General features: G+C 74.0%; 20 protein-coding genes. 17 read left to right on the forward strand and 3 right to left on the reverse strand.

The features are described from left to right. Positions 1-11: 11 nt before the first annotated feature. Both R3E88_02240 and R3E88_02245 read left to right on the forward strand, forming a co-directional pair. A complete protein-coding gene (locus R3E88_02240) occupies positions 12-1,676 on the forward strand; it encodes a hypothetical protein (GenBank protein MEZ4215269.1) in 1,665 nt (554 codons plus the stop codon). 59 nt (positions 1,677-1,735) lie between these two features. Further along, positions 1,736-3,223, forward strand: a complete 1,488-nt coding sequence (locus R3E88_02245) for a sulfatase (protein MEZ4215270.1) — start codon at positions 1,736-1,738, stop codon at positions 3,221-3,223. Between the two features lie 54 nt (positions 3,224-3,277). On the opposite strand, the gene R3E88_02250 is transcribed toward R3E88_02245, so the two are convergent. Continuing rightward, complete coding sequence (locus tag R3E88_02250) at positions 3,278-4,249, reverse strand: oxidoreductase (GenBank protein ID MEZ4215271.1); 972 nt, start codon at positions 4,247-4,249, stop codon at positions 3,278-3,280. Between the two features lie 204 nt (positions 4,250-4,453). Here R3E88_02250 and R3E88_02255 point away from each other — a divergent pair, with 204 nt between their 5' ends. The 3 genes from R3E88_02255 (at position 4,454) to R3E88_02265 (ending at position 7,556) form a co-directional block, all read left to right on the forward strand. Continuing rightward, positions 4,454-4,921 carry a nuclear transport factor 2 family protein gene (locus R3E88_02255; GenBank protein ID MEZ4215272.1) on the forward strand — a complete coding sequence of 156 codons (468 nt, stop codon included), beginning with the start codon at positions 4,454-4,456 and terminating at the stop codon, positions 4,919-4,921. A 43-nt stretch (positions 4,922-4,964) separates the two neighbouring features. Beyond that, on the forward strand, positions 4,965-5,729 hold the full coding sequence (locus R3E88_02260; protein MEZ4215273.1) for an SDR family oxidoreductase: 765 nt from the start codon (positions 4,965-4,967) through the stop codon (positions 5,727-5,729). Between the two features lie 135 nt (positions 5,730-5,864). Continuing rightward, on the forward strand, positions 5,865-7,556 hold the full coding sequence (locus tag R3E88_02265) for a class I adenylate-forming enzyme family protein (protein MEZ4215274.1): 1,692 nt from the start codon (positions 5,865-5,867) through the stop codon (positions 7,554-7,556). A 42-nt stretch (positions 7,557-7,598) separates the two neighbouring features. On the opposite strand, the gene R3E88_02270 is transcribed toward R3E88_02265, so the two are convergent. Continuing rightward, positions 7,599-8,267, reverse strand: coding sequence for an inorganic diphosphatase (locus R3E88_02270; GenBank protein MEZ4215275.1), 669 nt, complete (start codon positions 8,265-8,267; stop codon positions 7,599-7,601). Beyond that, the gene (locus R3E88_02275) at positions 8,264-8,869 is read right to left on the reverse strand and encodes a TetR/AcrR family transcriptional regulator (GenBank protein MEZ4215276.1); all 606 of its coding nucleotides are present in this window, start codon (positions 8,867-8,869) and stop codon (positions 8,264-8,266) included. The genes R3E88_02270 and R3E88_02275 overlap by 4 nt, the downstream gene beginning before the upstream one ends. A 214-nt stretch (positions 8,870-9,083) precedes the next feature. On the opposite strand from R3E88_02275, the gene R3E88_02280 reads away from it, so the two are divergent. The 12 genes from R3E88_02280 (at position 9,084) to R3E88_02335 (ending at position 21,863) form a co-directional block, all read left to right on the forward strand. Then, positions 9,084-10,265, forward strand: coding sequence for an amidohydrolase family protein (locus tag R3E88_02280; protein MEZ4215277.1), 1,182 nt, complete (start codon positions 9,084-9,086; stop codon positions 10,263-10,265). Between the two features lie 109 nt (positions 10,266-10,374). Next, the gene (locus R3E88_02285) at positions 10,375-11,304 is read left to right on the forward strand and encodes a hypothetical protein (GenBank protein ID MEZ4215278.1); all 930 of its coding nucleotides are present in this window, start codon (positions 10,375-10,377) and stop codon (positions 11,302-11,304) included. 204 nt (positions 11,305-11,508) lie between these two features. Then, a complete protein-coding gene (locus tag R3E88_02290; GenBank protein MEZ4215279.1) occupies positions 11,509-11,907 on the forward strand; it encodes a hypothetical protein in 399 nt (132 codons plus the stop codon). Next, positions 11,900-13,138, forward strand: coding sequence for a Zn-dependent hydrolase (locus R3E88_02295; protein ID MEZ4215280.1), 1,239 nt, complete (start codon positions 11,900-11,902; stop codon positions 13,136-13,138). The genes R3E88_02290 and R3E88_02295 overlap by 8 nt, the downstream gene beginning before the upstream one ends. Then, entirely contained in the window at positions 13,135-13,914 is a 780-nt protein-coding gene (locus tag R3E88_02300; protein ID MEZ4215281.1) for an isochorismatase family cysteine hydrolase, read from the forward strand. The genes R3E88_02295 and R3E88_02300 overlap by 4 nt, the downstream gene beginning before the upstream one ends. After that, the gene (locus tag R3E88_02305; protein MEZ4215282.1) at positions 13,907-15,349 is read left to right on the forward strand and encodes a sodium:solute symporter family protein; all 1,443 of its coding nucleotides are present in this window, start codon (positions 13,907-13,909) and stop codon (positions 15,347-15,349) included. The genes R3E88_02300 and R3E88_02305 overlap by 8 nt, the downstream gene beginning before the upstream one ends. Then, positions 15,346-15,468, forward strand: a complete 123-nt coding sequence (locus R3E88_02310; protein MEZ4215283.1) for a hypothetical protein — start codon at positions 15,346-15,348, stop codon at positions 15,466-15,468. The genes R3E88_02305 and R3E88_02310 overlap by 4 nt, the downstream gene beginning before the upstream one ends. A 32-nt stretch (positions 15,469-15,500) precedes the next feature. Beyond that, positions 15,501-16,520, forward strand: a complete 1,020-nt coding sequence (locus R3E88_02315; protein ID MEZ4215284.1) for an aspartate carbamoyltransferase — start codon at positions 15,501-15,503, stop codon at positions 16,518-16,520. A 10-nt stretch (positions 16,521-16,530) separates the two neighbouring features. After that, the gene (gene asnB / locus R3E88_02320; GenBank protein MEZ4215285.1) at positions 16,531-18,540 is read left to right on the forward strand and encodes an asparagine synthase (glutamine-hydrolyzing); all 2,010 of its coding nucleotides are present in this window, start codon (positions 16,531-16,533) and stop codon (positions 18,538-18,540) included. Positions 18,541-18,588: 48 nt separating this feature from the next. Then, positions 18,589-19,767 (forward strand): cytochrome c peroxidase, encoded by a 1,179-nt coding sequence (locus R3E88_02325; GenBank protein MEZ4215286.1) that lies wholly within the window; start codon positions 18,589-18,591, stop codon positions 19,765-19,767. Beyond that, positions 19,764-21,302, forward strand: a complete 1,539-nt coding sequence (locus R3E88_02330) for a parallel beta-helix domain-containing protein (GenBank protein ID MEZ4215287.1) — start codon at positions 19,764-19,766, stop codon at positions 21,300-21,302. The genes R3E88_02325 and R3E88_02330 overlap by 4 nt, the downstream gene beginning before the upstream one ends. A 9-nt stretch (positions 21,303-21,311) precedes the next feature. After that, positions 21,312-21,863 carry a histidine phosphatase family protein gene (locus R3E88_02335; GenBank protein MEZ4215288.1) on the forward strand — a complete coding sequence of 184 codons (552 nt, stop codon included), beginning with the start codon at positions 21,312-21,314 and terminating at the stop codon, positions 21,861-21,863. Positions 21,864-21,999: the final 136 nt, after the last annotated feature.

A 21,999-nucleotide genomic window follows, 5' to 3' on the forward strand; every position in this document is an offset into this window, starting at 1 on the left:
GAGGGCCCGCCGTGGCGCGCCTCGGATCGAGCTTCCTCGTCGCGGCGGCGCTGCTCGTCTCGCCGCTCCTCGTGTTCCTGCGCTTCCACGGCGCCTCGCTCGTCTCCGGTCACGCGCTCGCGCTCGCGGGCGCACTGCTCGCGGCGGCCGCCGTGGCCGCGCTCGCGGCCGAGGCGCGCGGCGCGGCGTCGCGCGCGGTCGTCTTCGGCGCGCTCGCCGCGCTCTTCGCCGAGTGGCAGTCGCAGTCGGCGCTGCCCGTCGCGGCGGTGGCGGCGGCCGGGCTCGCGGGCGGCGCGGCCGCGTTCGCGCTGCGGCGCCAGTGGAGCGCGGCGGGCGCGGTCGCTGCGGCCTTCCTCGCCGCGAGCGCACTGCTGCCCGTGGGCGGCGGAGCGCCGCGCGTGGGCGCCGAAGGGCGGGGAGCAGAGGGTGCGCGCGCGGGCGTCGAGCGCGTCCGCGACGCGGGGGCGGCGCACGCGCGCGACGCGTCGCTCCCGCCGGTCCTCGTGCTCGTGCTCGACGAGCACGCGGGCGTCGAGGCCATCCCCGCCGAGTTCGACCCGGGCGCGCACAGAGCGCGCGAGCTGCGCGACGCGTGGCTCGCGCGCGGGTTCCGCGTCTTCGGCCGCGCGTACAGCCGCTACTTCCTGAGCCGCGACTCGTTCTCGGCGATGTTCAACGACGGCGACCCGACGCGCGTGGCCGGCACGCAGCGGCGCGTCTTCCTCGGGCGCAACGCGCGCTTCGTCGAGCTCGCGCGGCGCGGCTATGCGCTGCGCGTGATCCAGACCGACTACCTCGACCTCTGCGTCGAAGGCCGCGGCTTCGCGCTCGAGTCGTGCCGGACGTTCGCGCTCGAGTCGCCCGCGGCGCTCGACGGCGCGTCGCTCCCGCTCGCGGCGCGCGCGCGCCTGCTGGCGGGCCTCTTCGCGCGGCTCTCGTCGCGCCTTCCCGCGCCCGAGACGGCGCGCGTCGGCGCGCTCACCGGCATGGACGAGCTCGATGCGCTCGAGCGCGAGGTGACGCGGCTCGAGCCCGGCGTCGCGCTCGTCGCGCACGTGATGCTCCCGCACTTCCCCTATGCGTGGAACGCGCGCTGCGAGCTGGTCGGCGACCCGGCGCGCTGGGAGCACGGCGCGGCCTCGGACGGCGGGTTCGCGCACTTCTCCGAGGCGTCGCGCGCGCGGCGCTACCCGCCCTACCTCGCGCAGCTCGCGTGCACGCAGGCGCGCGTCGCGCGCGTGCTCGATGCGCTCGACGCGAACCCCGCGGCGCGCGGCGCGTGGGTGATCGCGCTCGGCGACCACGGCTCGCGCATCGCGTCGCGCCGGCCGTCGCCGCGCGAGGCGGAGGCGCTCACCGCCGACGACCTGCGCGACGCGTTCGCGACCTTCTTCGCGGTGCGCAAGCCCGGGCACCCGGCGCTCTACGACCGCCGCCTCGTCCCGCTCGACGCGCTCGTGCCCGCGGCGCTCGCGCCGGGCGCGCTGCCCGACGACCCGAGCTGGGCGTCGCCGCCGCGCGTCGTGCTCTCGGACCTCGAGCGCGAGGTCGAGATCGCGCTGCCCGCGTTCGCCCGCCCGGAGCTCGCGGGTGACGAGGACGCCGGAGCGCGCGCGGCCGCCGGGAGCGAGGGTGCCGGACGCGGCGCGGTCGAGCTTTCGCGCGCCACGCCGTAGACTCGCGCGCTCGCGCCGGCCGTCGCCGGCGGCGACGTCGCAGGAGCGGAAGCGGGAGCGTGTCGTCGTCGCCGTCGATGGGAGAGGGCTCGCGGGACGCCGTGCGGAGCGCGCGCGGCGCAGCCGCGGCGCGTCCTCGCTCTCCGCGTCGCGGCCCGCTCGCGCGCGCGCTGCTCGCGCTGCTCGCCGCGGCGGTCGCGGGCGGCTGCGCGCGCTCCGCGCCGCCGGTGCCCGCGGTGCTCGTCGTGTCGATCGACACGCTCCGGCCCGACCACCTCGGCATCTACGGCTACGCGCGCGACACGTCGCCGCACATCGACGCCTACTTCGCGAACGGCGTGCGCTTCGATCGCGCCTACTCGACCGGCTCGCGCACGCCGCCGAGCGTGGCCAGCCTGCTGACGGGGCGACACCCGCAGCAGCACCGCGTGCGGCTCTTCTACCAGAAGCTCGACCGGCGCGTCCCCGCGATCCCCGACCTGTTGCCCGACGCCTGGCAGGCGGCCGCCTTCGTCGGGAACGCCGTGCTCTCGAACGAGGCGATGGGGCTCGCGCCGCGCTTCGACCGCTACGAGGATCGCGTCGATCGTCCGGCGCTCTTCACGCAGAACGTCGAGCGCAGCGCGGGCCCGCTCACCGACGAAGCGATCGCGTGGCTCGAAGGCGAGCGCGACCCGGCGCGGCCGTTCTTCCTGTGGGTCCACTACATGGACCCGCACTCGCCCTACATCCCGCCCGACGACTGGCGCGCGCGAGGCTATGCGCACGACGCGCCGCAGATGGTCGACGTCGAGCGGCTCGCGCAGAACAACGTGCAGAAGGAGACGGCGGGCGATGCGGCGCAGGTCGACGCGCTCGTGTCCGTCGACGCCTACGACGAGGAGATCGCCTACACCGACCACCACATCGGGCGGCTGCTCGCGGCCTTCGACCGCGCCGCCGACGCGGACACGGCGCTCGCGATCCTCACGGCCGACCACGGCGAGAGCATGCTCGAGCACCAGATCTACTTCACGCACGGCTACCAGGTGTACGACGAGATGGTGCGCATCCCGATGCTCGTGCGCGCGCCGGGCGTCGCGCCGGGCGCGAACGACCGGCTCGTCTCGCTCGTCGACGTGCTGCCGACGGTGCTCGGCTTCGCGCTCGTCGAGCCGCCGCACGGCCTCGACGGCGTCGACCTGCGGCAGCGCGGCGCCGACCCCGAGCGCACGGTGCTCGCCGAGACGACCTACGTCGACAGCCACTGGCGCGCGGCGTGGTCGGGCGACGAGAAGTGGCTGATGCAGGTCGACGTGAAGAGCGCCGAGCCCGTGGCCGGCTTCCGCTTCGACCTCGCGGCCGACCCGGGCGAGCTCGCGCCCGCGCCCTGGGACGAGACGGCCGCGCCCGCGCGCCGGCTGCGCGAGCTCGCCCTGCGCGACCCCGACCCCGCCGGCATCCCGAAGGAGCGCCGCGGCGGCCTCGAGGACGGCGCGCCCAACGCGCGGGCCGACCTGCTGCGCGGGCAGCTCGAGCAGCTCCGCGCGCTCGGCTACGTCGACTAGCATCGAAGCGCGCGCCCGACGGGACCGCGCCCGACGGGGCCGCGCGCGACGCGCTCAGGGGTCGAAGCGCTGGCCGACGAGCTGCTCCGACAGCGCCCACAGGCGCGCCGCGCCCTCGGGGTCGAGCGCGTAGCTGCGCACGCCGTCCGGCGCGGGCTCGTCGTTCACCGCCGCGACGTGGCAATCCTCGAGGTAGACGCCGCCGAGGCCCTCGAGGTCGGGCGAGGTCGCCGCATAACACGTCGTCGCCGCACCGGCGGGCACCGGCTTGTACCGCATCTTCGCGCCGCCGGGCCGCGCCGAGCGCAGCGCCTCGACGTCCTCGGGCACGAGGTGGCGCCCGAGGTCCGTCAGGATCGCGCCCGGGTGCACGGCGTAGGCGCGCACGCCGCGGTCGCGCAGGCGCCGGTCGAGCTCGACCGTGAACAGCACGTTCGCCGTCTTGCTCTGCCCGTAGCCGCCCCACTTCGTGTACTCGGTGCGCTCGTAGTTCGGGTCGTCGAAGTTCACGTTCGAGAAGCGGTGGCCGCCCGACGTCAGGTTGACGACGCGCCCCGGCGCGCCGCGCACGAGCGCGGGCGCCAGCAGGTTCGTGAGCACGAAGTGCCCGAGGTGGTTCGTGCCGAGCTGCAGCTCGAAGCCGTCGTGCGTCTTCGCGTACGGGCAGGCCATCACACCCGCGTTGTTGATCAGCAGCTGGAGCGCGTCGTGCTCGCGAAGGAAGCGTTCGGCGAACGCGCGCACGCTCGCGAGCGAGCCGAGCTCGAGCTCGGCGACCGAGACGTTCGCGTTGCCCGTCGACTTGCGGATGGCGTCCGCGGCGGCCTCGCCCTTCGCCATGTCGCGCGCCGTCATCACGACGCTCGCGCCGTGCGCGGCGAGCGCGCGCGCCGTCTCCTCGCCGAGCCCGCCCGAAGCGCCGGTGACGACGGCGAGCGCGCCGCCGAGGTCGACGCCCGCGAGCACCTCGTCCGTGGTCGAGTCGAACCCGAACTTCGAGGCCGGAGGCGAGGGGGGCGGGGTCATGCGGGCTCCTTCCGGGCTCGTCGCGAGGCGTGCGCGTCGCGAGCGGGCCGTGCGGGTGCGGGTGCGGGAACGCCGATGCGGCGTCGCCGCGCATCCTGAAGGAAGCGACCGCGCGCGACAAGCGCGCTTGCCCCGCGCGCCGCGCCCGCGACACAATCGCGCGGCCCGCGCGCCGCTGCGTGCGCGAGCCCGGAGGAGCACGCCGTGGACCCCGCTCGACTCGCCGACCTCGAGGAGATCAAGCGCCTCAAGGCCCGCTACTTCCGCCTCATGGACTGCAAGGAATGGGACGCGTGGGGCGACGTGTTCACCGAGGACTGCTCGATGGCGAACTCCGCCCCCGGCGACCCGCCGACCGTCGGGCGCGAGAACATCGTGGCCTTCGTGCGCAAGGCGATCGACCACATGATCACGACGCACCACGGCCACATGCCCGAGATCGAGTTCGCGTCCGCCGACGAGGCGCGCGGCGTGTGGGCGATGTTCGATTACCTCGAGGCGCCGGGGTACGACATGAAGGGCTGGGGGCACTACCACGAGACCTATCGTCGCTGCGACGACGGTCGCTGGCGCATCGCGAGCTCCCGGCTCACGCGGCTGCGCGTCGAGTCGAGCAACCGCGAGATCCGCAAGTACCTCTGGCCCGAGGGCGAGCGGCTCAAGACCTGGTAGTCGCGCGGCGAGAGCCGCGCGCGAGGAGATCGGCGTGACGACGATGGACCCCTCCGGCCCGCTCTCGCTCCGCGGCAAGGCGGCGCTCGTGACCGGCGGCTCGCGCGGCATCGGCAAGGCGATCGCGCAGGCGCTCGCGAGCGCGGGCGCGGACGTGATGCTCTTCTCGCGCAAGGCGGACGAGCTCGAGCGCGCGGCCGCGGAGGTCGGGAGCGGCGCGCGCTGGTGCGCGGGCAACGCGGGGCGCGCGGAGGACGCCGAGGCGGCCGTCGACGCGACGCTCGAGGCGTTCGGTCGCCTCGACGTGCTCGTCAACAACGCGGCCACGAACCCCTACGCGGGGCCGACGATCGACATCGACCTCCCGCGCTGGGAGAAGACGTGGCAGGTGAACCTGACGGGGCCGCTGCTCTTCACGCAGGCCGCGTGGCACCGCGCGATGAAGGACGGCCCGGGCGGCGCCTCCGTCGTCAACATCTCCTCGGTCGGCGGCTACCACACGAACCCGATCCTCGGCGCCTACGACACGACGAAGGCCGCGCTCATCCACCTCACCAAGCAGCTCGCCGCCGAGCTCGGTCCGAAGGTGCGCGTCAACGCCATCTGTCCCGGGCTCGTGCGGACGCAGTTCGCGCGCGCGCTGTGGGAGGGCGAGGGCGGCGAGATGGTCGCGCGCCGCAACCCGACGCGGCGCATCGGCGAGCCGGGCGACGTCGCGGGCCTCGCCGTCTTCCTCGCCTCCGACCTCGCCGCGTGGATCACCGGCGAGGCGATCCTCGTCGACGGCGGGCAGCACGTCGCGTTCTGAGTGCACGGGCCGCGACGGCCGGTCGTGACTGCGAGTCCCGCGCGGGCGGGCCGCCGCGCGGCGCAGCGCGCGCGATATAGTGCGCGGCCGCGCGCGGCGCGCGTTCCCACGGCCGACGACGGAGCGACCCCACCCATGACGATGACCTACGAAGCCGCCGTGGCGGCGCTCACGGGGGCCGGCGCGCCCTTCGAGATTCGCGAGATCGAGGTCGACGGCCGTCCGGTCCGCGCGTTCGCGAGCACGCCGCGCTCGCTGCGCGACGTCTTCGCCGGCGCGCGCGCGCGCAGCGACGCGGACTTCCTCGTCTACGAGGACGAGCGCTGGACGTTCGGCGAGGTGATGCGGCACGTCGACGCGCTCGGCTCGCTGCTCGTCGACACGTACGGCCTGCGGCGCGGCGACCGCGTCGCGATCGCGATGCGCAACTACCCCGAGTGGGTCGTCTCGTTCGCGGCGATCACGTCGGTCGGCTGCATCTCGGTCTCGCTGAACGCGTGGTGGACCGAGGAGGAGATGGCCTACGCGATCGACGACTCGGGCGCCTCGGTCGTGATCGCGGACGCGGAGCGCGCCGCGCGCTGCGCGAAGGCCATCGCGGCGCGCGGCGGGCGGCTCGTCGTCGTGCGCGCGGACGGCGACCCGCTGCCCGAGGGCGCTGAACGCTATGCGGACGTGCTGCCGCTCGGCGCGCAGCTCCCCGAGGTCGACGTCGACCCCGACTGGGACGCCACGCTGCTCTACACGTCGGGAACGACGGGCCACCCGAAGGGCGCCGTGTCGACGCACCGCGCGGTCACGAGCGCGCTCGCCGCGTTCGCGTTCTCGGCGCTCGTCAACGCGCTGCGCCATCCGAAGGAGGCGCAGGCCGCGGCCGCGAACCCGACGTCGTTCATCCTCGTCGTCCCGCTCTTCCACGTGACGGGATGCGTGCCCGTCATGCTCAGCTGCTTCGCCGCCGGCTACAAGCTCGTGATGATGTACAAGTGGAGCGCCGAGCGCGCGCTCGAGCTGATCGAGCGCGAGAAGGTGACGCGCTTCGTCGGCGTGCCGACGCAGTCGTGGGACCTGCTCGAGTCGCCCGACTTCGCGCGCCGCGACACGTCGAGCCTCACGAACGTCGGCGGCGGCGGCGCGCCCGCGCCGCCCGAGCTCGTGCGCCGCATCGACCAGGGCTTCGCGAAGGGACGGCCGGGCATCGGCTACGGCATGACCGAGACGAACGCCTACGGGCCGCAGAACTCGGGCGACGACTACGTGCGCAAGCCGACGAGCACGGGCCGCGCGGCGCCGACGCTCGAGGTCCGCATCACCGACGACGACGGCCGCCCGCTCGGCCCGAACGAGGTGGGCGAGATCCGCTTCCGCGGCCCGATGCTGATCCGCGGCTACTGGAACCGGCCGGAGGCGACGGCGGAGACGATCGTCGACGGATGGCTGCGCAGCGGCGACCTCGGGCGCATCGACGAAGAGGGCTTCGTCTACGTGCAGGACCGCGCGAAGGACATGGTGCTGCGCGGCGGCGAGAACGTGTACTGCGCCGAGGTCGAGGCCGCGATCTACGAGCACCCCGCCGTCTACGAGGCGGCGGTCTTCGGCGTGCCGCACGAGCGGCTCGGCGAGGAGGTCGCGGCGTCCATCCTCCTGAAGGCGGGTGCGTCGCTCGGCGCGGTCGAGCTGCGCGAGTTCCTCGGCCGCCACATCGCGCCGTTCAAGATCCCGACCGTGATCGACTTCCGCAGCGAGCCGCTGCCGCGCGGCGCGACGGGCAAGATCCTCAAGCGCCAGCTGCGCGACGAGCAGACGGCGCTCGCCGCGGCCGGCTGAGCGGCGCGCTCCGCATCCGGAGCGCGCGCCGAGGTCGGGACGTCACCGCGGGAGCGCGGCGCGCACGGCGCGCTCGACGATCTCCTCCGCGGCCGCGCGGTCGCGCCAGCCGCGCGACTCGGTGCGCCCCGCGCCCTTGTAGTGCGTGAACCAGGCTTCGAGGATGGCGTCGACGCCCGGGAAGCGCGCGCGCAGCGCGGCCAGGTCGTCGACCTCCGAGAACGGCCCGCTCGCGGGCACGGCCACGATCTTGTCGTCGACCTCGCCGTCGTCGAGCAGCGCGAGGACGGCGATCGGCCGCACCGCGACGAGCGCGCCGCGCGGCAGCGCCGGCCCGAGCACGACGACGTCGAGCGGGTCGCCGTCGCCGCCGTCCTCGGCGCGCTGCAGCGTGCCGGGCACCATGCCGTAGTTGGCGGGATAGGCGAGGTAGCGGACGACGCGGCGCGCGCCGCCGTCGAGGCGCTCCCACTCGAGGAGCGTCGGGTCGGACTCCGACGCCTCCCACTTCTCGTTCGTGCCGGCCGGGATCTCGACCAGCGCGTTGAGCGTGCCGTCGGCGTTGCGCGGCGGCGTCGTCGCGACGGCGGGCACGCGCATCGAGACGATCGCGGGCGACGCGGCGGGTGCGCGCGCGCACCCGCACGCGAGCATCGCGACGAGCGCAGCGAGCGCGCTCGCGAGCGACGGCGCCCTGCGCGGCGTCGTCATGCGTCGCGCGCGCACACGGCGTCGTGCACGAAGCGCACGGCCGCGTCGATCAGCTCGTCGTCGTAGGGGAACTCGGGGTCGAGGCGGTAGGCGCGCGAGGAGTACTCGGCGTGGACGTGCTGGATGACGTCGGCGACGGCGTCGACGTCGAGGTCGGCGCGGAACTCGCCCTTCGCCATGCCGTCGGCGAGCACGTCGGCGATCAGCTGGCGATGGGCGTGGATGCGGCCGCGGTTCGGGTTGCCGATGCGCGCGAGCTCGAAGCGCGCGTCGCCGCTCAGGACGCCGGGCAGGAGCGGATGCGTGCGGCAGAAGCCGACCGAGCGGCGGAACATCGCTTCGAGCTTCTGCGTCGGCGTCAGGGCCTCCGCGTCCGAGGGCACGAGCGCGCGCACCCAGTCGCGCACGATCTCGGCGACGACGACCTCGAACAGGTGCTCCTTGCCGCGGAAGTGCTTGTAGAGGAGGCCGTTCGAGACGCCGGCCGCCGACGCGATCGCCTCGACCGTGGCGCCGGCGAAGCCGTGCTGGCCGAAGCAGTCGCGCGCCGCGGCGATGATCCGCTGCCGGCGCTCCTCGCTCCGCTCCTGGCGCGTTCCCACTCGGTTCGCCCCCCGAAACCCTTGCTCGCCCGGGATCTTACGGCGGATTGCGTCCGCCCGGTGAAGATTTTTTTCGGCGAGTTCATTGAAAATCGTCGCCGGATTATTCATTATCTGGCTCGTCGTGGCCACACCGGCCACCGCCCTGGCCGGGGCCCATCCCACGCCGTCGCGCGAGCGCGCAGCGGCGCGAGCATCGAAAGGACAGGAGACCATGACCGATCTCGGCTTCAAGGCCTTCGACGCGGATCACCACTACTACGAGCCCGAGGACGCGTTCGTCCGCCACATGGACCCGCGCATGGCGAAGCGCGCCATGCAGTGGGCCGACGTCGGCGGCCGCCGCTGCCTGCTCGTCGGCGGCAAGATCAACCGCTTCATCCCGAACCCGACGTTCGACCCCGTGGCGAAGCCGGGCTGCCTCGACGAGTACTTCCGCGGGCGCAACCAGGAGGGCAAGAGCACGCGCGACCTGTTCGGCGAGCTCGAGCCGATCAACCCCGCCTACCGCAACCGCGACGCGCGCATCGCGTTGCTCGATACCCAGGAGCTCGACGGCTGCTTCATGTTCCCGACGCTCGCGGTCGGCATGGAGGAGGCGCTCTCGAACGACCCGCAGGCGGCGGTCGCGGCCTTCAGGGCGTTCAACCGCTGGCTCGAGGAAGACTGGGGCTTCGCCTACCAGGAGCGCATCTACTCGACGCCCTACGTCTCGCTGATCGACGTCGACGCGGCGATCGAGGAGCTCGAGTTCGCGCTCGAGCACGACGCGCGCGTGATCAACATGCGCACGGCGCCCGTGCACACGCCGCAGGGCTGGCGTTCGCCCGCCGACCCGGTCTACGACCGCTACTGGCAGAGGGTGAACGACGCCGGCATCAGCGTGATGTTCCACTCGGGCGACGCGGGCTACCTGCGCTTCTCGGAGATGTGGGGCGGCGGCGAGGAGTTCCGCGCGTTCGACTTCAACCCGAAGCGCCTGTGCCTGTCGGCCAGCGCGCCGGCGGACTACTTCGCGACCGTCATCTGCGACGGCCTCTTCGACCGCTTCCCGAACCTGCGCATGGCGACGATCGAGCAGGGCAGCGGCTGGGTCTTCCCGCTGCTCAAGAAGCTCGAGAAGGCGTACGGCCAGATGCCGTACGCGTTCAAGCGCGACCCGCTCGAGACCTTCGCGAAGCACGTCTGGGTGTCGCCGTACTACGAAGACGACCTGCACGGGCTGCGCGACGCGATCGGCTCCGACCACATCCTGTTCGGCTCGGACTACCCGCACGCCGAGGGGCTCGCGGACCCGGTGTCCTTCGTGAACGACCTCGGCGGCTTCTCGAAGGACGAGGTCCAGCTGATCATGCGCGACAACGCGACGGCGCTCGCCGAGCTGCGCCCCGCCTAGCGCAATCGCGCCGCGCGGCGCGCACTGCGAACGGCCGCGGAGCGGCCGGCCCCGAGGACGGGGCCGGCCGCTCTTTACTTTCGGGGGTGCGGCCTGCTGGAATGCGGGCATGGAGATGCACCCCGACGACCGCTTCCACCCGCCGACCTCCGACGACCCGTTCTGGACCGAGACGTGCTGGTTCACGTTCGCGGTGCCCGAGCGGAGGCTCTCCGGGCAGCTGTACCCCTTCTTCCGCCCGAACCAGGGCGTCACGTCGGGCGGCGCGTTCTTCTGGGACGAGAGCGGCAGCCAGATCTGGAACTGCCTCTACGCGAAGAACCTGTGGCACCTGCCGATTCCGGAGGGCCAGGACCTGACGGACATCCGGCTCGCGAACGGCATCCACTACCGCTGCCTCGAGCCGCTCCGGAAGTACGAGCTCCACTACCTCGACCCGGACGCACAGGAGGTCGAGGTGCACCTCGTCGCCGAAGGGATCTGCGCGCCGAACTACCTCGCGCACGGCCACCTCGACCAGCCGTGCCGGTACACGGGCACGATCCGCATCCGCGACGAGGTGATCGACGTCGACGCCTTCGGCATGCGCGACCGCTCGTGGGGGCTGCGCTCGCAGATCGGCGCGTCGCTGCACCCGAACTCGACGAACGTCCACGGCGGCTACACCTACGGAACGGCCTCGGAGCGCGACGCCTTCCACGCGATCACGGGCGACTTCGGCGACGGTTGCGTCGCGTTCCACGGCTTCCTGCTCGAGGACGGCGTGTGGTCGAAGCTCGTCTCCGGACGCCGCGAGGTCCTCGAGCGCAAGGATCTCCATCCGACGCGCGTGCGACTCACCGCGACCGACGAGCTCGGCCGCACGCTCGACGCGACGGGCACCTGCCTGAACGTCATCGGCGTGCACCTGAACCCGAACCTCTGGACGTGGAACTGCCTCACCGACTGGGAGTGGAACGGCGGGCGGCGCGGCTTCGGCGAGGATCACGACAACTGGAGCGCGTCGGGGTTCCGCCGCTTCGCGCGCGGCGAACGTTAGTCGACACGCTCCGGTGTCGCCGCGGCGACGCGCCGCGACACCGATCGGAACGCGTCGCGCCCCTGAGTGCGCCGAGAACGGCACGCGGTTGCACCGCCGGGCGATTCCGTCCATTCTCGGCGCCTCTCCAGAGGGGCGCGCGTCATCTTCTTCGACCTGCCAGCTCGTCGGCGTCCGCCGCGTCGCGGACGCCGGATCCGTCTCGTGGGGCTCCTGCTCTCCCCGCTCGTGGCGCCCCTCTCGGCCGGCGCCGCCGAGCTCTCCGCGTCCACCGCGCACTCGACCGACGGCGTCTACCAGCTGCGCTGGTCGGCGAGCGAGGACGCGGCGCTCGAGGAAGCGAGCGAGCCAGGTTTCGCCGACGCCCGCACGCTGTACGAAGGCCCGGATCGCGCGCGCCTCGTCAGCGGTCGTCCCGACGGCACCTATCACTACCGGCTGACACGCCGCGGCGACGCAGTGAGCGACGCGGTCGCGGTCGAGGTCGCGCACCACGACCTCGCGCGCGCGCTCCTGACGTTCGCGGTGGGTGCGTTCGTGTTCGGCGCGACGACCGTGCTCGTGCTGTCGAAGCCCGAGGGCGGGGCGGGCGCCGATGGCTGAAGCGCTGCGCATCGACGCGCGGCGCCTCGCCGCGGACCTCGACGCGCTGTCGCGCATCGGGCGCGTCGAGGGCGGCGGGCTCGACCGGCGCGCCTTCGGCGACGGCGATCGCGCGGGGCGCGCGTGGCTCGCGCAGCGCATCCGCGACGCGGGCTTCGCCGTGCACGTCGACGGCGCGGCGAACCTCGGCACCTGCCTTCCGGGCTCGACCGACCTCCCGTGCGTGATGACGGGCTCGCACATCGACACCGTGCCGGGCGCCGGACAGCTCGACGGCGCGCTCGGCGTGCTGTGCGGGCTCGAGGCGCTGCGCACGCTCGCCGAGCGCGGGCCCGGGCTCGCGCGCACGGTCGAGCTCGTCGCGTTCAGCGACGAGGAGGGCCGCTTCGGCGGGATGCTCGGCTCGCAGGCGATGAGCGGGCAGCTCACGCCCGACGCGATCGAGCGCGCGCGCGACCTCGACGGCACGACGCTCGTCGACGCGATGGCCGCGGCCGGGCACCGCGCGCACGACGCGCTCGGCGCCGAGCGCGAAGCCGGCAGCATCCACGCCTACGTCGAGCTCCACATCGAGCAGGGGCCGGTGCTCGAGCGCACGGGGCACGCGATCGGCGTCGTCGACGCGATCACCGGGCTCTTCCGCTGGGACGTGAGGCTGCTCGGCGAGACCAACCACGCCGGCACGACGCCGATGGACATGCGCCGCGACGCGTTCCAGGGGCTCGCCGAGGTCGCGGCGCAGATCGACCGCGTGCTCGAGGAGAACGGCGGGCCGCGCAGCCGCGCGACCGTCGGGCGCGTCGACCTCGTGCCCGGCGCCGCGAACGTGATTCCCGGCGAGGCGCGCTTCGCGCTCGAGGTGCGCGACACCGACGCACATTCGCTGTCCGAGCTCTCGACCGCGTTCCGGCGCGCCTTCTCGGCGGTCGCGCGCCGACGCGACCTGCGCTTCGAGTACGAGGTCGTGAGCGAGCTCGCGCCGGTCGCGTGCGACGCGCGCGTCGTCGACGCCGCGCGCGCCGCCTGCGCGGCGCTCGGGACCGAGCCGCTCGCGATGCCGAGCGGCGCCGCGCACGATGCGCAGATGATCGCGCGCATCGCGCCTGCCGGGATGATCTTCGTCCCGAGCCGCGCCGGCCGCAGCCACTCGCCCGCGGAGTGGACGTCGCCCGCCGACATCGAGCTCGGCGCGAACGTCCTGCTGCACGCGCTCGTCGAGCTCGCGCGATGAGCGCCGACCGCGGACGCGGCGCGGAGGGCGGCGGCGCGCCCGCCTTCCTGAACGTCGACCCGCTGCGCGACAGCTACCGGGAGGCGTTCGTCGAGGCGCCGGCGCTGCGGCGCTCGCTCGCGACCGCGCACACGGCGCTCCTGTGCATCGACATGCAGTACCTCGACGCCGCGCGCGGTCACGGCGTGTTCGCGGACGCCGAGGCCGCGGGCGTGCCGCTCGAGGCGCAGGACTACTACTTCGACCGCCTCGAGCGGATCGTGCTCCCGAACGTGCACCGGCTGCAGGAGGCGTTCCGCGCCGCGGGGCTCGAGGTCGTGCACACGCGCATCCGCTCGCTCACCCGCGACGGGCGCGACCGCAGCGCGGGCCACAAGCGGCTCGGCCTGCACGCGCCTCCCGGCTCGAAGGAGGCGGAGTTCCTCGAGATCGTCGCGCCGCACGGCGACGAGATCGTGATCGACAAGACGGCGTCGGGCGTCTTCAACGCGACGAACCTGTCCTACGTGCTGCGCAACATGGGGGTCACGGCGCTCTTCGTCGTCGGCGTCTACACGAACGAGTGCGTGTCGACCGCGATCCGCGACGCCTGCGACCTCGGCTACTACACGACGCTCGTCTCCGACGGGTGCGCGACGGTGACGCCCGATCTCCAGCACGCCGCGATCACGACGCTCAAGGATCGCTATGCGCGCGTGCTGACCACGGCGGCCGCGATCGCCGAGGTCGAGGAGCTCGCGAGCCGCGAGGCGGCGAGGGTCGCGGCCGATGGGTGAGGTCGCGGCGGGCGTGCTCGACCCGGCGATCGGCTGGGCGATCCTCGCGGCGTTCAGCGTGCTGTGGGTGGCGCTCGGATGGTGGCTCGGCCGCGACGCCGGCGACCTCGAGGGCTTCATGCTCGCGGGCCGCCGCGTCGGGCTCGCGCTCGGCGTCGCGACGACGATGGCCACCTGGGTCACGAGCAACACCACGATGGCCGCGCCGCAGCTCGCGCTGCAGCTCGGCGTGTGGGGCATGGTCGGCTACTCGCTCGGCGCGGTCGGCCTGCTGCTCTTCGCGCCGCTCGCGCGTCGCATCCGCACGCTCATGCCGGGCGGATTCACGAGCGGCGACTTCGTGCGCCTGCGCTACGGGAAGCTCGCGTGGCGCGTCTTCCTCGGCGTGTCGCTCTTCTACGCGCTCGGGTGGCTCATCTCGATGGGCATGGCGGGCGGCGTGCTGATCCACGCGCTCACGGGCATCGAGTACCGCGTCGGCATGAGCGTGATCGTCGCGATCTGCGTGCTGTACACGCTGCTCGGCGGCCTGCGCGCGGTGATCGGCACGGACTTCCTGCAGACGCTCATCATCCTCGTCGGCGTCGTCGCGCTCGCGTGGCTCGCGATCGATCGCGTCGGCTTCGACGTCATGCACGCGTCGCTCGCGCGCGAACGGCCCGAGCTGCTGAACCTCCTCTTCCCGGCCGCGATCATGTTCCTGTTCAACAACCTGCTGTTCGGCGTGGGCGAGATCTTCCACTCGAACGTGTGGTGGAGCCGCGCGTTCGCGTTCCGCGAGGGCGTCGGCCTCCCGGCGTACCTGATCGCGGGCCTCCTGTGGCTGCCGATCCCGATCGTCGCGGGCATGATCGCGCTCGCGGTTCCCGCGCTCGGGCTCAACGTCCCGGCCGCCGACATGGTGGGCCCGATGGTCGCCGCGAACCTGCTCGGCGAGGGCGGCGCCGTCATCGTCTTCATCGTCGTGTTCGCCGCGCTCGCATCGAGCCTCGACTCGCTGCTCGCGGCGACGTCGGACCTCGTGCTGACGGACCTCTACAAGGGCCACGTGCGGCCCTCGGCGACGCCCGACGAGCTCGCGCGCGCCGCGCGCTACGTGGTGCTCGGGCTCGGCCTGCTCACGTGGGCGCTCTGTCTGCCGCGGCTCGCCACGCTCGCCGAGCTGCTGCACTTCACCGGCGCCTTCGTCGCGAGCACGATCTGGCCGATCGCGGCGGGCCTCGTGTGGCGCCGCGCGAACGCCGCCGGCGCGGTCGCGGGCATGGTCGGCGGCACGGCGGCCGGGCTCGTCGCCTACTTCGCGATCGGCTTCTACGTCGCGGCGCTCGCGTCGGCGGCGGTGTCCATGCTCGCCGTCTGGCTGGCCGCGCGCATCGCGCCCGGCGACTTCGACTGGTCGCGGCTCGCCGCGGCCGACGGGGAGGGCCGATCGTGACCGCCTCCGCCGACTTCCTCACGTGGCTCGTCACCGGCGCCACGATCCTGAGCTCGATCGCGCCCGTCGTCCTGGTCGTGCTGTTCGTGCGCGACGCGCGGAGCGGGAGGCTGTGGTGACCGAGGACTTCCGCGCGCGGCTCGGCGCCGCACTGGCGGACGAGCGTCCGCTCGACGTCCAGGGGTTCGAGCGCCCGCGCGAATTCATGGAGCGCGTGTCCGAGGATCTCGGCCCGCTGCTCGACATCGCGAACCGGCCGATCATCTCGGCGCACCAGTTCGACCGCGAGCAGGTCGTGCAGCTCTGCCGCGTCGCGGCGCGCTACGAGACGCAGCCGCAGCGGATCAACCGTCCGCTCACCGGCAAGATCCTGATCAGCGCCTTCTACGAGCCGAGCACGCGCACGCGCCTCTCGTTCGAGAGCGCGTGGCACCGGCTCGGCGGCGACGTCATGTCGATCACCGACCCGACGTCGACCGGGCTCGCGAAGGGCGAGTCGCTGCGCGACATCGGCGAGATGCTGAACCAGTACGGCGACCTCGTCGTGCTGCGCGACTCCGACGAACGCGCCGTCTACGAGATGCTCGAGACGCTGCGCATCCCGATCGTGAACGGCGGCAACGGGCTCGACGAGCACCCGACGCAGGCGCTCGCCGACGTGTACGCGCTGCTCAAGTGGCGGCCGGCGATCGCCTCGGGAGAGCCGTGCGAGCCCGTGCGCATCGGCGTGATCGGCGTGCCGGGGCGCATGCGCACCGTGCGCAGCCTGCTCGTGCTGCTCTCGCGCTTCGCGGACGTGATCGACCGCGTCGTGATCGTGACCGACGAGGAAGCGCCCTTCTCGAAGGGCCAGCGCGAGGAGCTCGAGCAGGCCGGCCTGCGCATCGACGTCTCCGCCGACCTCGACGCGACGCTGCCCTCGCTCGACGTCGTCTACATCAACGCGATCGCGTGGAAGGGCACGAGCTACGAGTCGATCGGCGCGCGCTTCCGGCTCACGGCCGAGTCGCCGTTCAAGCCCGGCGCCGTCGTGCTGCACCCGCTCGCGCGCGGCGAGGAGCTCGACCCGAGCGTCGATGCGACGCCGCACAACTGGTACTTCGCGCAGGCGCGCGGCGCGGTGTTCGTGCGGATGGCGCTCCTCTCCGCGCTGCTCAAGACGTACGTCTAGGAGGCCCTGCATGTGCGGAATCGCCGGCGTGCTGCACGCCGACCCGTCGCGCCCCGTCGCGCCCGCGACGCTCGTCGCGATGGCGGCCATCCAGCACCACCGCGGGCCCGACGGGTTCGGCGTCGAGGCGCAGGACGGCGTCGGCATGAGCCACGCGCGACTCTCGATCATCGACCTCGACGAGCAGCGCGGGCGCCAGCCGTTCCGCAGCGCGGACGGCCGCTTCCTGCTCGCGCAGAACGGCGAGCTCTACGACTACAAGCGCATCCGCGCCGACCTCGTCGCGCAGGGCGCGCGCTTCCGCACGAAGAGCGACTCGGAGATCGTGCTGCACCTGTGCGAGCGCGGCGGCCTCGACGCCGCGCTCCCCGAGCTGCGCGGCGAGTTCGCGTTCGCGCTGTGGGACGGCGACGCGCAGACGCTCTCGCTCGTGCGCGACCGCTTCGGCATCAAGCCGCTCTACTGGACGCGCGTGGGCGAGACGCTCGTCTTCGGCTCCGAGCTGAAGGTGCTCTTCGCGCACCCGGACGTGCCGCGCCGCTTCGACTCCGCCGGCCTCTTCCACCAGCTGATGCAGACGATGGTGCCCGGGACGACGGCCTTCGCCGGCGTTCGGCAGGTCGCGCCGGGCAGCGTGCTCACGGTGCGGCGCCGCGACGGACGGCTCGAGATCCGCGAGCGGCGCTACTGGGACATGCCGTTCCCGGAAGGCGGCGCGCACGCGCGGATGTCCGACGACGAGGCGATCGAGGCCGTGCGAGAGAAGCTGCTCGAGGCCGTGCAGCTGCGGCTCGAGGCCGACGTGCCCGTCGGCTGCTACCTCTCGGGCGGCATCGACTCCTGCTCGATCCTCGGCCTCGCGTCGGCCGTCCAGCAGTCGCCCGTCAAGGCGTTCACGATCGGCTTCGACAGCGACGAGTACGACGAGACGCCGATCGCGCGCGAGATGGCGCTCGCCGTCGGCGCCGAGCAGGACGTGCTGCGCCTCGACGCGACGCACCTCTACGACCACTTCGAGGAGACGCTCTGGCATACGGAGCGCACCGTCTACAACACGCTCGCGGTCGCGAAGCTCCTGATGAGCCGCCACGTGAACGAGGCGCGCTACAAGGTCGTGGTGACGGGCGAGGGGTCGGACGAGCTCTTCGCCGGCTATCCCGCCTTCCGCAACGATCTCTTCCTGCATGGCCTCGACGAGCTCCCGCCCGACGAGCGCGCGCGCTGGCGGCGCGACCTGCGCGACGCGAACGCGCTCGTCCGCGGCGCGATGCTCGCCGAGCGCGAGATCGACGACCCCGCGCTCACCGCGCGCGTCGGCTTCACGCCCGCGTGCCTGCAGCCGTGGCTCGCGTGCGCCGCGCACGTGCCCGCGCTCATCGAGCCCGAGCGCCGCGCGTCGCTCGCCGGCTACGAGCCCGGCCGCGCGATCGCCGAGGCGCTCGACGCGAGCGCGCTCGAGGGCCGCCATCCGCTCGACCGCGCGCAGTACGTCTGGATCAAGACGATGCTCGAGGGACAGATCCTGACGTGGGGCGGCGACCGCGTGGACATGGCGAACTCGATGGAGGCGCGGCCGGCCTTCCTCGACCACCACCTCGCCGAGCTCGCGGCGACGCTGCCTCCGTCGGTGCGCATCCGCGGCCGCACCGAGAAGTGGGTGCTGCGCGAGGCGATGAAGGGGCTGCTCCCGCGCGTGCTCTACGAGCGCCAGAAGTTCGCGTTCATGGCGCCGCCCGCGCACACGGACCCGAAGAAGTGGCAGGCGATGCAGGGGCTCGCGCGCCGTCACCTGTCGGCCGAGGCGATCGACGAGGCGGGGCTCCTGTCGCGCGACGGCGTCGCGGCGCTGTTCGCGCTCCACGACGACCCGGCCACGACCGCTGCGACGCGCAACACGCTCGACGCCGTGTTCAACCACCTGATCGGCGTGCAGGTGCTGCACGAGCGGCTCGTCGCCGCGGACGTGCCCGCGATCGCGCGCGCTCGGGCGGACGAGCTCGGCTGGAGCGCCGCGCGTTAGGCGAGGGCGCAGACCGCGCGCGCCCGGCCGTGTGCTACCCGAGGCGCCGTGTCGACGCCGTCCGCTCCCGCCGCGCTCCTCGCCGCGCTCGCGCTCGCGGGTGCGTTCGCGTGCGCGCCGCCCGCGGTGCGGCCGCCCGGCGCCGCGCGCCCGCCGCCCGCCGCGCGGCCGCTCGCGGCGCCGGCGGACGACGACGGGCTCGCGCGCGCGACGGGTCTCGACGTCCCGTTCCCCGCGCCGACCGCGCCGCCCGGGAGCGCCGAGCAGGTCGAGCTCGGCCGGCTGCTCTTCTTCGACCCCGTCCTCTCGCGGGACGGCTCGCTCGCGTGCGCGAGCTGCCACGCGCCCGAGCGCGCGTTCGCGGACGGGCGGCGCACGCCCGTCGGGCCGCGCGGCCCGCTCGCGCGCAACGCGCCCACGCTCTACAACGCCGGCTTCAAGCAGCGCCTCTTCTGGGATCGCCGCGCGCCGTCGCTCGAGGTGCAGGTCTTCGGGCCGCTCTTCTCGCCCGAAGAGATGGCCGCGCGCCCGGGCCCGCTGCTCGCGCGGCTGCGCGCGGTCCCCGAGTACGTCGAGCGCTTCGAGCGCGCGTTCGGCCCGGGGGCGGGCGACGGTGCCGCGAGCGGCGCGCGCGCGGGCGCCGTCGATCTCGAGCGCCTCGCGCGCGCGCTCGCGGCGTTCGAGCGCACGCTCGTCTCGCGCGATTCGCGCTTCGATCGCCACGCGCGCGGCGACGCGACGGCGCTCACGGCGCAGGAGCGCCGCGGCCTGCGCGCGTTCCGCTCGCTCGCGACGCGCTGCTTCGAGTGCCACCGGCTGCCGACGTTCGACGCGCCGCTCGCCCTCGCGATCGGCGTGCCGAGCGACGACCCGGGCGTCGGCGGCGCGACGGGCGAGCCCGCGCGCCGCGGCCACTTCGGCGTCCCGACGCTGCGCAACGTCGGCCGCACCGCGCCCTACATGCACGACGGGTCGATCGCGACGCTCGAGGAGGTGGTCGACTTCTACCGGCACGGCGGTGGTCGCGCGCTCGGCGTGCCCGACGACCGCGTCGATGCGCAGGTGCGCCCGATCGAGATGACCGATGCCGAGGCCGCCGACCTCGTCGCCTTCCTGCGCGCGCTCGGCGACGAGTCGCGGCGTCCCGCGACGCCCGACGCGGTACCGTCGGGCCTTCCCGTGCCGCGCCTCGGCGACGACGCCCACCCGCAGGAGGACGGATCGTGACCCGCACCGAAGCCCGCTCTCGCACGCGCGCGCGAGGCCGCACCGTCGCAGCGCGCCTCCCCGCCGCTGTCGTGCGCGTCGCCGCGCTCGTCGCCGTGCTCGTCGCCGCGGCGGCGCCGCTCGCGGCCGCGTCCGATCGCCACGTCGTGCGCGTCGCGCCGAGCGGCTCCATCCAGGAGGCGATCGACGCCGCGCCGGCGGGCAGCGTCGTCGAGGTCGAGCCCGGCGTGTACCACGAGGCGCTCACCGTCGACCGGCCGGGCATCGTGCTGCGCGGCCTCGTGCGCGGCGACGCGCGCCCCGTGCTCGACGGCCGCGGCGAGCTCGGCGACGGCGTCATCGCGTCGGGCTCGCCCTTCGCGATGAGCGGCTTCGAGGTGCGTCACTACCGCGGCAACGGCGTCACGACGCAGGGGGTGGACGGCGTGCTGCTCTCGGACCTCGTCATCGACGACACGGGCCTCTACGGCGTGTATCCCGTGCAGTCGCGCAACATCGAGATCACGCACTGCACGGTCACGCGCATCCGCGACGCGGGCATCTACGTCGGCGAGTCGAACGGCGCGCTGGTCGCGCACAACGAGGTCCACCGCAACGTCGCCGGCATCGAGATCGAGAACACGAACGACGCCCTCGTCCGCGACAACCTCGTGTACGACAACACGGCCGGCATCCTCGTCTTCGTGCTCCCGGGCAAGGTGCAGAAGGAGGGCCTCCGCACGCGCGTCGTCCGCAACTTCTCGCTCCGCAACGACCGCGACAACTTCGGCGACCCCGAGTCGATCGTCGGCAAGCTCCCCTTCGGCATCGGTCTCATGGTGATGGGGGCCGACGACACGGAGCTCGTCGACAACGTCGTGAAGGAGAACCGCTCGGCCGGCATCGCCGTCGTGCGCCTCGCCGAGGACCAGGCCGCGAAGGATCCGGCGCTCGAGCCGCTCTCCGATCGCACGCGCATCGGCTTCAACTACGTCTCGGGCAACGGGGTGGCCCCGCACCCGACGATCGCCCGCGCCTACGGCGGCGGCGCCGACGTGATGTGGGACGGAACGGGGAGCGGCAACTGCGAGGATCTCGCCGACGCCGCGACGCGCGGCGGCGCGCCGCTCGCGCGCTGCGTCGACGCGCCGCAGGGCGCGCAGGCGCGCACCGAGGCGGCGCCGGAGGCCGCGCCGCGCGCGAGCGCGCCGACGACCGCCGCGCCCGCGACCGCCGCACCGATCGACGGCCCGGTCGTGCGCATCCGCGGCATGCGCTTCGAGCCGCGCACGCTCGAGGTGACGCGCGGCGCGACCGTCACGTGGATCAACGAGGACGCGGTGACGCACACGGTGACGAGCGGCGTCGGGACGGTGCCGACGAACGCGCCGCTCGCGTCGCCCTTCCTCGCGCGCGGCGCCACCTATCGTCACACGTTCGAGCGCGAGGGCGACTACGAGTACCTCTGCCTCCCGCACCTCGACCAGGCGCCGATGCGCGGCGCGCACGTCGTCGTGACGGGCGCGGGCGGCGACGCGCGCGCCGACGCGGACTAGGCGCGCGCCGTGCCGCTGCGCCTGCTGCTTCTGCGCCACGCGAAGGCCGAGCGCGGCGACGGGCTCGCCGATCGCGACCGGCCGCTCGCGCCGAAGGGGCGCGTCGGTGCGCGCCTCGTCGGGGAGTGGCTCGCCGCGCGCGCGACGGGCGGCGAGCTCCACGTGCTCTGCTCGACGTCGCTGCGCACGCGCGAGACGCTCGCCGAGCTCGCGATCGCGGGGGCGCTCGACCGCGCGCGGCTCGATGTGGAGGAGGGCCTCTACCTCGCGACGGCGGCGTCGCTGCTCGAGCGGCTGCGGCGGCTGCCGGAGCCGGCGGACGGCGACCCTGGAGCGGTGCTCGTCGTCGCGCACAACCCCGGCATCCACGAGCTCGCGGTCGCGCTCGCGGGCGAGGGCGACCGCGACGCCTACGAGCGGCTGCGCGCGGGCATGCCGACGGGCGCGCTCGCGTGGCTCGAGTGCGACGCGGCGCCGCGCGCGCTCCGCCCGGGCTGCGCGCGGCTCGCGGCCTTCGCGACGCCGCGCGCGCTCGCCGACGAGCGCGGCCTCCCGCTCTAGGCGCCCCGGCTCCGCACCTCCTCGCCGTGGCCGCGCACCCCGCGGTTGTGCGGCGCGGGCGTCCGGTCGATCGTCTGCGCGGCGGGCGGCGCCCGCCGCGGTCTCGCCTTCGCGGAATCGTCACCGGGTCGTCATT

It is taken from the genome of Myxococcota bacterium (assembly GCA_041389495.1).
Taxonomy (GTDB): Bacteria; Myxococcota_A; UBA9160; order UBA9160; family UBA4427; genus JAWKRT01.